General features: G+C 72.4%; 11 protein-coding genes. 5 read left to right on the top strand and 6 right to left on the bottom strand.

Annotated features, from left to right (window positions below; translation table 11 throughout):
* Together ACIWVC_RS16440 and ACIWVC_RS16435 are read left to right on the top strand one after the other, a co-directional pair.
* A partial coding sequence (locus ACIWVC_RS16440) for a hypothetical protein (protein ID WP_396448142.1) occupies window positions 1-371 on the top strand: 371 nt, incomplete at its 5' end.
* Window positions 372-488: 117 nt separating this feature from the next.
* Entirely contained in the window at window positions 489-776 is a 288-nt protein-coding gene (locus tag ACIWVC_RS16435) for a hypothetical protein (protein ID WP_396448141.1), read from the top strand.
* Window positions 777-981: 205 nt separating this feature from the next.
* On the opposite strand, the gene cydC is transcribed toward ACIWVC_RS16435, so the two are convergent.
* The 5 genes from cydC to ACIWVC_RS16410 all read right to left on the bottom strand — a co-directional run bounded on the left by cydC (window position 982) and on the right by ACIWVC_RS16410 (window position 7,876).
* The gene (cydC, locus tag ACIWVC_RS16430; RefSeq protein WP_396448140.1) at window positions 982-2,724 is read right to left on the bottom strand and encodes a thiol reductant ABC exporter subunit CydC; all 1,743 of its coding nucleotides are present in this window, start codon (window positions 2,722-2,724) and stop codon (window positions 982-984) included.
* Window positions 2,725-2,765: 41 nt separating this feature from the next.
* Window positions 2,766-4,415 carry a thiol reductant ABC exporter subunit CydD gene (gene cydD, locus ACIWVC_RS16425; protein ID WP_396448139.1) on the bottom strand — a complete coding sequence of 550 codons (1,650 nt, stop codon included), beginning with the start codon at window positions 4,413-4,415 and terminating at the stop codon, window positions 2,766-2,768.
* Window positions 4,412-5,431 carry a cytochrome d ubiquinol oxidase subunit II gene (cydB, locus tag ACIWVC_RS16420; RefSeq protein ID WP_396448138.1) on the bottom strand — a complete coding sequence of 340 codons (1,020 nt, stop codon included), beginning with the start codon at window positions 5,429-5,431 and terminating at the stop codon, window positions 4,412-4,414. Before cydB ends, cydD begins: the two co-directional genes overlap by 4 nt.
* Before the next feature lie 11 nt (window positions 5,432-5,442).
* Entirely contained in the window at window positions 5,443-6,858 is a 1,416-nt protein-coding gene (locus ACIWVC_RS16415) for a cytochrome ubiquinol oxidase subunit I (protein ID WP_396454278.1), read from the bottom strand.
* A gap of 178 nt (window positions 6,859-7,036) precedes the next feature.
* On the bottom strand, window positions 7,037-7,876 hold the full coding sequence (locus ACIWVC_RS16410) for a serine protease (protein ID WP_396448136.1): 840 nt from the start codon (window positions 7,874-7,876) through the stop codon (window positions 7,037-7,039).
* A gap of 248 nt (window positions 7,877-8,124) precedes the next feature.
* Here ACIWVC_RS16410 and ACIWVC_RS16405 point away from each other — a divergent pair, with 248 nt between their 5' ends.
* The gene (locus ACIWVC_RS16405) at window positions 8,125-8,439 is read left to right on the top strand and encodes a hypothetical protein (RefSeq protein ID WP_396448135.1); all 315 of its coding nucleotides are present in this window, start codon (window positions 8,125-8,127) and stop codon (window positions 8,437-8,439) included.
* Here the strand turns inward: ACIWVC_RS16405 and ACIWVC_RS16400 are convergent.
* Window positions 8,403-9,386 carry a helix-turn-helix domain-containing protein gene (locus tag ACIWVC_RS16400; protein WP_396448134.1) on the bottom strand — a complete coding sequence of 328 codons (984 nt, stop codon included), beginning with the start codon at window positions 9,384-9,386 and terminating at the stop codon, window positions 8,403-8,405. The genes ACIWVC_RS16405 and ACIWVC_RS16400 overlap by 37 nt on opposite strands.
* Before the next feature lie 94 nt (window positions 9,387-9,480).
* Here ACIWVC_RS16400 and ACIWVC_RS16395 point away from each other — a divergent pair, with 94 nt between their 5' ends.
* Both ACIWVC_RS16395 and ACIWVC_RS16390 read left to right on the top strand, forming a co-directional pair.
* Window positions 9,481-9,990, top strand: coding sequence for a rhodanese-like domain-containing protein (locus ACIWVC_RS16395; protein WP_396448133.1), 510 nt, complete (start codon window positions 9,481-9,483; stop codon window positions 9,988-9,990).
* A gap of 167 nt (window positions 9,991-10,157) precedes the next feature.
* On the top strand, window positions 10,158-11,621 hold the full coding sequence (locus ACIWVC_RS16390) for a DEAD/DEAH box helicase (RefSeq protein WP_396454277.1): 1,464 nt from the start codon (window positions 10,158-10,160) through the stop codon (window positions 11,619-11,621).
* Window positions 11,622-11,631 lie beyond the last annotated feature (10 nt).

Below are 11,631 nucleotides of genomic sequence, written 5' to 3'. Positions count from 1 at the left end.
CATGTCACAGAAGACTAGTTCGTCCCCATGTCTCCCCTGAGTCTGACAGAGAGGGTGGAGCGGGGCTGTCGTCTGCGGGCCTTCCACTCCGTGTCTGCGGTGGGATGATCGCCACTGTGGGTGTCCTGCAGTGGATCGTTCAACCCCTAGCGATGATCGTCGTCCTCGCCCTCTACCGGCTCTATTACCGCGATCATGGATGGGCTGGATGGATCATGATCGCGGTCTACGTCCTGGTCCTCTTCGGTTTTGTCGTGGGTTCTCTCGGGTCGCTTCTCGCGGGGGAGTATTTGTTCTTCTATCCCCTGCTCGTGGCGACCGTACTGTGGGCGTTCGTGGTCTGGAAGGTCCTGGGAGGTCTCAGGAAGTAGCTCGCGGCTCACAAGCGCATGAGGACGGCGTAATGGGGGTGTCCGTAGGCGGGGTTCCCGTGGCCCGGAACTCAGGTGATGGTCGACAGCGGGTGGTGGCGAGCGTAGTTTTCGCGCATGGCGTCCGTTACGCCGCAGCGCGTCGCCTTTGAGGCTGCCCGTGTTCTGGTGACGATCGCCGGGACCGAGCTGTGCTGGTGGGTCTTCGGCGAGGTCAGCCGATGTCTGGGGACGCCCTGGGAGACGCGGCTGATGGAGACTCGGCTGCGCCTGCTGCGCGAGGATGCCTACTACCGCGAAGCCGGGTGCTGGCGCGTTCTGCTGGAGGAGGAGATCAAAGAACATCCCGATGTCTCTGACTGCCTGTACCGGATCGTCAGGAGCGCCGCCCCGTTGCTGGACTGAGGCGCGTCAGGTACGGGTGCGGCCTACGTAAATGTTGCGGGCCTTGTAGTAGGTGTTGGCGGTGGGGCCTGGGCTGCCGGATGAGCCTTCCATTTGCAGGTTGATGATGAGCCACATCGGGTGGCCGACGAAGTCGGCTCCGCGGTGGCGGCAGGGTGGACGCCGCGGCCGCCCCCGCCGTCACGCCGATGGCCGCCGAGACCGGTCAGGGCCCCGCCGGCACGGGAGCAGAGGCGTGCTCGCGCTGCCAGAGGGACCGGTAGAGCCCCGGGCGGGAGACCAGGTCCGCGTGGGTGCCGCGGTCGGCGACGCGGCCCCCGTCCAGGACGATGATCTCGTCGACGGCGTCCAGGCCGGTGAGGCGGTGGGTGACGAGGAGGGTCGTCCGGCCCTCGGTGGCGCGGAGCAGGTCGGCGGTGAGCTCGTCGGCCGTCGCGACGTCGAGGTGCTCGGCGGGCTCGTCCAGGAGAAGGATCGGGAAGTCGGCCAGCAGGGCGCGGGCCAGGGCGATGCGCTGGCGCTGGCCCCCGGAGACCTGGGCGCCGTGCTCGCCGACGTAGGTGTCGAGCCCCTGCGGCAGCGAGTCGACCCAGTTGAGGACGCGGGCGCGGCGCAGGGCGTCGCGGATCTCGTCGTCGGTCGCGGCCGGGCGCGCCAGCCGGATGTTCGCGCCGATCGTGGAGTCGAACAGGTGCGCGTCCTGCGCGCACAGGCCGATGACCTTGCGGACGTCGTCCCCGGCCAGAGCGCCCAGATCGACCCCGTTCAGGGTCACCTCCCCGGACGCGGGGTCCAGGAAGCGCAGCAGCACAGAGGTCAACGTCGTCTTGCCCGACCCGGACGGGCCGACGATCGCGCAGCGGCGCCCCGGCACGAGCTCCAGGGAGACGCCGTCGAGCGCGTAGGGCGCGGTCGGCGTCCACCGGGCTCGCAGGTCCTCGACCTTGAGGGTGTACGGGGTGGCGGGCAGCGGCGCCGGGTCGGCCGGCTCCCGGACGGGCGCCGGCGCGTCCAGGACGGCGAAGATCCGCGCGGCCGAGCGCCGGACGCGCTGCAGGCACTGCGCGGCCGTCGGCAGCCCGGCGACCACCTCGAACGCGGCGAGCGGCAGCAGGACGATCACCGCGAGCAGCACCCCGTCGAGCGCGCCCGAGCGGACGGCCGGGACGCCCGCGGCGAGGGCGCCCCACACGGCCAGCCCGCCGGCGAGCGCGGAGATGGCAGCGCCGAGCCCGGCGGTGGCGGCGGAGCGGGCCGTGGCCCGGGTGAACTCGCGGTCGAGGCGGGCGGCCTCGGCGAGCTGGGCGGGTGCTGCGCCGTAGGCGATGAGTTCCGGTGCGCCCTGGAGAGTGTCGACGATGTGGGAGGCCAGCTCGCCGCGCAGGTCGGTCGTCCGGCGTTCGGCCCGCCGTGCCGTCACCGACGACAGCCACGGCGCGGCGACACCGGCGGCCAGCAGGGCGGCCAGCAGGATGACGCCCGCGGACGGGAGCAGCGCCCAGGCGACCCCGACCGACGCGCCGCCGACGACGGCGGCGACCGTGCACGGCAGCAGCACGCGCAGGAAGAGGTCCTGGACGGCGTCGACGTCCGCGACGAGCCGGTTCAGCAGGTCGCCGCCGCGGAACGCGGGGAGCCCGCCGGGCGCGAGCCGCTCCAGCCGCTCGTACACGCGTGCGCGCAGGTCGGCCAGGATGCGGAAGGTCGCGTCGTGCCCGGTGAGGCGCTCGACGTAGCGGAACACGCCGCGGCCGAGCCCGAACGCGCGGACGGCCACGATCGCGACCATCAGCGTCAGGACGGGCGGATGCTGCGCGGCCCGCGAGATCAGCCACGCGGAGGTCGCCATGAGCCCGACCCCGCTGCCGAGCGCCAGAACCCCGAACAGGACGGCCAGCAGCAGCCGTCCCCGGGCCGGGCGCGCGAACGTGATGAGCCGCAGGATCACGCCCCCCGCCGGGCGGGAGGTTTCACGTGAATCAATGAGAATCATGCCGGCACCGCCGCGGGATCGACTCGGATGATGCGGTCCGCCAGGGGCAGCAGCGTCGGGCGGTGCGCGACGAGGACGACCGTGCGGCCCGCCTTCAGCCGCTCGACGGCGTCGATGACCGCGGCCTCGCTCTCCATGTCCAGGTTCGAGGTCGGCTCGTCCAGGAACAGCAGCGGCGCGTCGCGGAGGAACGCGCGGGCCAGGGCGAGGCGCTGGCGCTGGCCCGCCGACAGGCCGGCGCCGCGGTCGCCGAGCGGGGTGTCGAAGCCCGCGGGCAGCGCCTCGATGAACGGGAGCGCGTTCGCGGCCTCGGCGGCGGCCCGCACCTCCGCCTGGGACGCCGAGGGGGAGCCGAGGCGGATGTTCTCGGCGACCGTCCCGGCGAAGAGGTACGGGCGCTGCGGCACCCAGGCGATCTGGGCGCGCCACGCGTCCGGCGAGAAGTCGGACAGGTCGTCCCAGTCGATCAGGACGCGCCCCGAGTCCGGCCGGACGAACCCGAGCAGCACCGACAGCACCGTCGACTTCCCGGCCCCGCTCGGCCCCATCAGCGCGACCGTCTCCCCGGGGTGGACGGTCATCGAGAAGCCGGCGAGCGCCGGCCCCCGGTCGTAGGCGACCGTCACCCCGTCCAGGCGGAGGGTCGCGCGGGAGAGGTCGGGGAGGTCCGAGCGCGTCCCGGTGACCGGCGGCGGCGTTTCGAGGACCTCGAAGATCCGGGACGCGGCGGTGAGGCCCTCGACGCTCGCGTGGTACTGCGCGCCGACCTGCCGCAGCGGCAGGTACGCCTCCGGCGCCAGGATCAGCACGAGCAGCGCGGTCTCCAGTCCCAGCCCGCCCTCGACCAGCCGCAGCCCGATCGACACCGCGACGAGCGCGACCGACAGGGTCGACAGCAGCTCCAGCACGAGGGCCGACAGGAACGCGATCCGCAGGGTCGACATGGTCGCGCGCCGGTGCCGGTCGGTGACCTCGCGGATCTTGTCCGCCTGCGCCCGCGCCCGGCCGAAGATCTTCAGCGTGGGCAGCCCGGCGACGACGTCCAGGAAGTGCGCGGCGAGGACGGACAGCGTCCGCCACTGCCGGTCCATCTTCCGCTGCGTGGTGAGCCCGACGAGGATCGCGAAGACCGGGATGAGCGGCAGCGTCGCCGCGATCGTCACGGCGGACAGCCAGTCGCCGAGCAGGATCCGGAACCCGACGGCCGCCGGGACGGTCACCGCGAGGACGAGCTGCGGCAGGTAGCGGGAGAAGTAGTCGTCCAGCGCGTCGATGCCGCGGGTGGCGAGGGTGGCGAGCTCGCCGCTGCGCTCGCCGGACAGCCAGCGCGGCCCGAGCGCCAGCGCGCGGGCGAGCAGCCGACCGCGCAGCTGGGACTTCACCGCGGCGGACGACCGGTGCGCGGCGACCTCCTGCAGCCAGGCGACCAGCGTCCGCGCGAGGACGACGGCCAGCAGCAGCACCAGGGGCGTGCGCAGGCCGGCGAGGGTGGCGCCGCCCAGGAACGCCCGCGTGAGCATGTCCGCCAGCAGCGTCGCCTGCGCGATGATCAGCCCGGCGGTGGCGGTGCCGAGCGCCACGGACGACAGCAGGAACACCCGCGTCGTCCGGGCGTACTTCAGCAGCCGGGGGTCGAGGGGTTTCACGGCACCGGCTCGGTCTGCTTCGGGGCGGCCGGGATGTGGGAGGTGCTGATCCGCTTCCGGAACACCCAGTACGTCCACCCCTGGTAGACCAGCACGATCGGGGTGAACACCGCCGCGACCCACGTCATGATCTTCAGCGTGTAGCCGCTGGATGCGGCGTTCTCGGTGGTCAGCCCGCCGGAGCCGAGCGTGGACGGCATGACGTCCGGGAACAGCGCGGTGAACAGGGTGGCGACGGCGAGCACGATGGCGGCGCCGGTGCCGGCGAACGCCCAGCCCTCGCGTCCGCGCCGGTTGGCGGCGGCGGTGAGCAGCAGCCCGGCGGCGGCCCCGCCGGCGGTCAGCCAGGTCACCGGCTTGCCGTGCTGCACCTGCGTGATCAGCAGGAAGGCGCCGCCCGCGGCGACGGCCGCGGCCACCGCGACGGTCGCGACGCGCCGCGCCTGGACGCGGACGTCGCCGGACGTCTTCAGCGCGAGGAACACCGCCCCGTGCAGGACGAACAGGATCGTCGTGGTGAGCCCGCCGAGCAGCGCGTACGGGTTGAGCAGGTCGCCGAGCGTCCCGGCGTACTCGTGCGAGGCGTCCAGCGGCACGCCGCGGACGATGTTCGCGAACGCGACGCCCCACAGGAACGCGGGCAGCAGGCTCCCCCAGAAGATCGCCCTGTCCCAGCGGGCGCGCCACCGCGGGTCGTCCTTCTTGCCGCGGTACTCGAACGCGACGCCGCGGACGATCAGCGCGAGGAGGATCGCCAGCAGCGGCAGGTAGAAGCCGCTGAACAGGGTGGCGTACCACTCGGGGAACGCGGCGAACGTCGCGGCCCCGGCGACGATGAACCAGACCTCGTTGCCGTCCCAGACGGGCCCGATGGTGTTGATGAGGACGCGCCGCTCGACGTCGTCGCGGCCGAGGACCGGCAGCAGCATCCCGACGCCGAAGTCGAATCCCTCCAGGAAGAAGTAGCTCGTCCACAGGAAGGCGATGACGATGAACCAGACGGTGGTGAGTTCCATGACCGGCCCCCTCAGTAGGCGAACGCGAGCGAGCGCTCGTCGGAGTCAGAGTCGGAGTCGGACGGCGGCGGGGGCAGCACCTCGTCCTCGGACGGCGGCCCGGCCTTGGCGTACTTGAGCATCAGCCCCGCCTCGATGACCATGAGGACGCCGTACAGCGCGGTCAGCGAGATGACGGAGATGAGCATCGACGCCGGCGACACCCCGGGCGAGACGCTCGCGGACGTCTTCAGCACCCCGAACACCGACCAGGGCTGCCGTCCCATCTCGGTGAAGATCCAGCCGGCGGAGTTGCCGATGAAGGGCAGCGCCAGCGACAGCACGCCGATCCGGTACACCCACGGGTTGGCCGGCAGCCGCCCGCGCCGCAGCAGCCAGAGCCCGGCGAGGGAGACGAGCGCGGTGAGGATCCCGACGCCGACCATGATGCGGAAGTTCCAGTAGGCGACCGGGATGTTCGGCCGGTAGTCGCCGGGCCCGTAGCGCGCCTCCTCGGCGGCCTGGACGTCGTTGATGCCCTTGACCTCGCCGTCGAAGGTGCCGGTGGCGAGGAACGACAGGACGCGCGGCACCTTGATCCCGAAGATCTCCTCGTCGCCGTCCAGCGTCCCGACGGTGAACAGCGAGAACGACGCGGGCTGCTCGGTCTCGTAGAGGGCCTCGGCGGCGGCCATCTTCATCGGCTGCTGGTCGGTCATGACCTTGCCCTGGACGTCGCCGGTGATGGCGACGCCGATGGAGGCGATCGCCGTGACGACGAGGGCCAGCTTCAGGGACGGGCGAAACACCTCGATGTTCTTGCGGCGGGCGAGGTGCCAGGCGCTGACGCCGGCCATGAACAGGCCGCCGGTGACGAACGCCGCCGTGATCGTGTGCGGGAACGCGACGAGCTGCGTCGAGTTGGTGAGGACGGCCCAGAAGTCGGTGAGGACGGCCCGGCCGGTCTCGTGGTCGACGCGGTAGCCGACGGGGTGCTGCATCCACGAGTTGGCGGCGAGGATGAAGTACGCCGACAGCAGCGTCCCGATGTGGACGAGCCAGATGCAGGCGTTGTGGAGCTTGGCGTTCAGCCGGTCCCAGCCGAAGATCCACAGGCCGAGGAAGGTCGACTCGACGAAGAACGCGAGCAGGCCCTCAATGGCGAGCGGCGCGCCGAAGATGTCACCGACGAACCGGGAGTAGTCACTCCAGTTCATCCCGAACTGGAACTCCTGCACGATGCCGGTGACGATCCCCATCGCGAAGTTGATCAGGAAGAGCTTGCCCCAGAACTTGGTGGCGCGCAGATACCGGGTCTTGCCCGTCCGCAGCCACGCCGTCTCCAGCCCGGCGACCAGCGCGGACAGTCCGATCGTCAGCGGGACGAAGAAGAAGTGGTAGACGGTGGTGATCCCGAATTGCCACCGTGCGATGTCGACCGAGTCCATGGCCCAGATGCCTCTCCGACTCAACTACTACAAGCTGTAGTACTACAGCCTGTCAGAAATACTACGGCCTGTAGTACTACGAACCGTCGTAACATCGCTCACAGCGGGCGACCGGGCCCGGAGACGGCGGAAGCCCGCGTCCGGACGTCCGGGCGCGGGCTCCGCGGGGGTCGGTTCGTCAGCCGCGCGGCACGGCGCAGCCCGGGCGGTCGAAGTCGATCACGCTGCCGGGCGCGATGCAGGCGCCCAGGATGTAGGTCTCCTGCGCGTACCCGATGTGCGGGCGCACCGTGATGTTCCCCGCCTCGTCCACCTCGCAGGGGTTGTTGAGCGTGCAGCGGCCGCCGTCCTCGTTGATCGTGTTGTTCACGGCGATGACCTTGCCGGACGCCGTGTCGATGACCGGCGACCCCGAGGTTCCGCCGATCACGTCGCACGAGGACGTGTAGCGCACCGAGTCCTTCCACGTCCACTGGCTCTCGCGGAGCCGGTAGGCGAACCCGTCGAGGCTGCACGAGTACATGCGCCGCCAGTACCCGGAGACCACGCGCAGGTCGGCCCCGGCGGTCGGGTGGTCGAGCGACAGCCGCAGCGCGGTGGTGCCGTAGTTCCGCTCGATCGCGGCGTAGCTGGTGTTGAGCCGGTAGAGGGTCACGTCGGTGTCGGTCATGGTCGCGTACAGCATCCGCGACGCGCGCAGCCGGCCGAGCGTCCCCCGGCCGTCGCGGCTGAGGAGCGTGAACGTGCGGTTCGACGGCCGGTTCGTGATCACCTGTCCGGCGGACGGCATGCCGCCCTCGTAGCAGTGGCCGTTGGTGAGCACGAGCGCCGGGTCGCCGTCGGCCGCGGCGGGCGTGCGCACCAGCGAGCCGGAGCAGTTGCTCAGCGCCACGATCCCGGTGAAGTCGACGGCGACCTTGGGCGGCGCGGGCGCGGCGGACGCGGTGGACGCGGCGGCGGCCGGCGTCCCGATCCCGAGGAGGGCGGCGACGAGCACGCCCAGGATGCGTCTCTGCATGGCGGGGGGTCCTCTCGGCGGGGCAGCGGGGCACGGCGCCCGGCGGGGGCGAGCACCCGGGAGCACAGCGGCACTCGGCGCCGGACGCGCAGCGCGATGGTAACCGCGGCCCCGCCCCGGGGAAAGGAGCCGCTTCCAGCGACCTGCGGAAACCCGAAAAATAGGGCAGGTATTGCCAAACCGGGCTGCGCTCCGCGCGTCCGGATCACCCCGCCCGCACCCTGGACGGCGCCTCTGGACTGCGCTCCATGGAACTGAGGGACGCGGCGCGCATGATCCTTTCGGAGTCGGCGGCGCATCCGGAGCTGCTCCGGGTGACCGGCAGGGGAGCACCGGACGCGGAACGCCCGTGGGACGAGATCGTCCCCGGCTTGTGGATGGGCGGGCACCGCTACGCCCCGCCGTCCGGCGAGCTGACGCCCGCGATCGTGGCGGACGAGTTCGGCGTCGTCATCAGCATGCACCGGCAGCGTGTTCGTCGACTACCTGACGACCGGGCTCGACGGCTTCTCCGCGGGCGGCGGCCTCACGTGGCCGCCGTGGTCCGGAAGGTGCGCCGGTAGGCGGACGGCGACGTCTTCATCGCCCGGACGAAATGGCGCCGGAACGTCGCCGGGCTCTCGAAGCCGACGGCCGCGCCGATCTCCTCGACCGGCGCCGTGCCCTCCTCCAGCAGCGGCAGCGCGGCCAGGACCCGCTGGCCGATGACCCAGCGGAGCGGGCTCGTCCCCGTCTGCCGCCGGAAACGCCGGATGAAGGTGCGGGGCGAGAGGCACGCCTCGCGCGCCATCCGCGCGACCGTGATCGGCTCGGCGAGGTGCGCCAGCGCCCACGACATGCTGCGCGCGACCGGATCGTCCTCCTCGGGGAGGTGCACGGCGGCCTCCACGAACTGCGCCTGCCCGCCCTCCCGGTGCGGCGGGACGACGAGGCGCCGCGCGACCATGTTCGCGACCCGCGCGCCGTCGTCCTTGCGGACGAGGTGCAGGCACATGTCGAGCCCGGCGGCGCTGCCCGCCCCGGTGAGCACGTCGTCGCCGTCCACGTAGAGGACGTCCGGCGTCACGCGGACGTCCGGAAAGCGGCGGCGCAGCAGGTCGGCGTACCGCCAGTGGGTGGTGGCCTCGCGTCCGTCGAGCAGGCCGGCGGCGGCGAGCGCGAACGCGCCCGAGCAGATGGACACGACGCGGGCGCCGCGCGCGTGCGCCTCCCGCAGCGCCGCGACGACCTCGGGCGGCGGGTCCCGCCGGACGTCCGGGACGGCGACGACCATCACCGTGTCCGCGGACGCGAACGCGTCCAGCCCGTGCTCGGCCGCCATCGTGAAGCCGCCGACGGCGCGCATCGGGCCGCGCTCGAGCGAGCAGACCCGCAGGTCGTACCAGGGGATGTCCAGCTCCGGCCGAGGGAGCCCGAACACCTCGACGACCGACCCGAGCTCGAACGGCGCCATCCCGTCGAACGCCAGCACCGAAACCGTGTGCCGCCGCCCCGGGGAAGTGACGATCATGGCGAGATCTTAGCGATGCCCGACATTCACGCCACTCCCGCAGAGCCCGCGCGCACACGAAGATCGGTCGCATCCACGAATGAAGGAGCCCCGGATGAACACCGTCCCCAAGACCCCCGTCCCACCGGACACTGCCGGCGGCGGGTCCGCCGTCAATGCCGTCCCTGCGGCGAGCCCCACGGAGGCGCGGTCGCATTTCGCCCGGCGGCTGGCGTTCGAGACCGACGTGTCCGATGTCGCCGCGGATCTGGAGGCCGGGGCGGCCGGCATCGTCGTCGTCGACACCCGCAGCGCGGAGAGCTGGGCGCAGGGCCACATCCCCGGCGCGATCCACCTGCCCACCGCCGAGATCGCCGAGCGCGGCGACGCCGCCGTGCCGCCCGGCGCGACCGCCGTCGTGTACTGCTGGGGGCCGGGCTGCAACGGCGCGCAGAAGGCGGCGCTGGAGTTCGCGAAGCTCGGGCGCCCGGTCAAGGAGATGATCGGCGGGTTCGAGTACTGGGCGCGCGAAGGGTTCCCCGTCGAGACCGGCGGCGGCGCCGTCACGCGACGCTCCCCGGACCCGCTGACGGCTCCCGCGGCGGGCGCCGCGTGCGCCTGCTGAGACGCGGTTGACGCATGTTCCAGGCGGGACGGGGCATAAGGAGGCACCCCGGCGACGTTAGACTCTACGAATCACTCTTCGGCGCCACCACGGCGTCAGGCTCGTCCTTGCAGGCCGCGCGGAACGCGGTGCCTCCCGAGACGTGCCCCCCTCTCGGAAGGTAATGCGTGACCACAGCTGCCGCTGAACAGAACCCGTCCATGCCCGCCATCGCGGACGAAGAGCGGGTTCCCACCTTCGCCGAGCTCGGCATCCCGCCGGTGCTGGTGAACGCCCTGGCGCGCCAGGGCATCGAGGCCCCCTTCCCCATCCAGGCCGCCGCGATCCCCGACGTCATGGCGGGACGCGACGTCCTCGGGCGCGGCAAGACCGGCTCCGGCAAGACCCTGGCGTTCGGCCTGCCGCTCCTCACCCGCCTGTCCGGCCGCAAGGCCGCCCCGAAGCGCCCGCTGGCGCTCATCCTCGTGCCGACCCGCGAGCTCGCCCAGCAGGTGCAGAACAACCTGGAGCCGCTGGGCCGCGGCCTCGGGCTGCACTTCAAGACCGTCATCGGCCAGACCTCGATGTTCAAGCAGATCGACGCGCTGCGCCGCGGCGTCGAGGTCCTCGTCGCCACCCCCGGCCGGCTGAAGGACCTGATGCGGCAGGGCGCCTGCGACCTGTCCGACATCGAGATCGCCGTGCTCGACGAGGCCGACCACATGGCCGACATGGGCTTCTTGCCCGACGTCACCGACATCCTGGACGCCGTCAAGCCCGGCGGGCAGCGGCTCCTCTTCTCCGCCACCCTCGACAAGGACGTGGACGTCCTGGTCAAGCGTTACCTCGACGACCCGGTGACGCACGCGATCGGCCCGGTGGACGAGCCCGTCGCCACCATGGACCACCACCTCCTCCTCGTGGCGCCGAAGGAGAAGAGCGCCATCACCGCGGAGATCGCCAACCGCGAGGGCCGGACGATCCTGTTCGCCCGCACCAAGCACGGCGTCGACCGGCTCGCCAAGCAGCTCGTCCAGGTCGGCGTCCGCGCGGCCGGCCTGCACGGCGGCAAGAGCCAGGGCCTGCGCACCCGCACGCTCGCCGAGTTCCGCGAGGGCTCCATCAGCGTGCTGGTCGCCACCGACGTCGCCGCCCGCGGCATCCACGTGGACGACGTGTCGCTGGTGATGCACGTCGACCCGCCCGCCGACCACAAGGACTACATGCACCGCGCGGGGCGGACCGCCCGCGCCGGGGAGCGCGGCACCGTCGTCACGCTCGTCCTGCCGCACCAGGTGCGCTCCACGTCCGCGATGACGCGGCGCGCCGGGATCAACGCGCCCCGCGTCCGGGTCAGCGCGGGCGACGCCGAGCTGGTCAAGCTGACGGGCGCCCGCCCGCCGTCCGGCATCCCGATCGAGGGCCCGATCATCCCGGAGCGCCCGCGCCGGGAGAACCGCGGCCGCCAGGGCGGCGGCCGCCGCCGCGGCCCGCGCGGCTACGACCGGCAGGACGGCCGGCGCCGCGACGGCGACTCCGGCCGGGGCGAGCACCGCGCCTACTCCGGCGGCGACCGCCGGGGCGGCCCCCGCACCGGCTCCCCGTCGCACGGCGGCCGGCGCAACGACCACCGCCCGGCCCGCCACAACTGACGAGCACCGA

The organism is Actinomadura sp. (genome assembly GCF_044508335.1).
In the GTDB taxonomy this organism is placed as follows: domain Bacteria; phylum Actinomycetota; class Actinomycetes; order Streptosporangiales; family Streptosporangiaceae; genus Spirillospora.
Note: the sequence above shows the minus strand (reverse complement) of the source record. Positions and strands in the feature narration are given on the sequence as shown.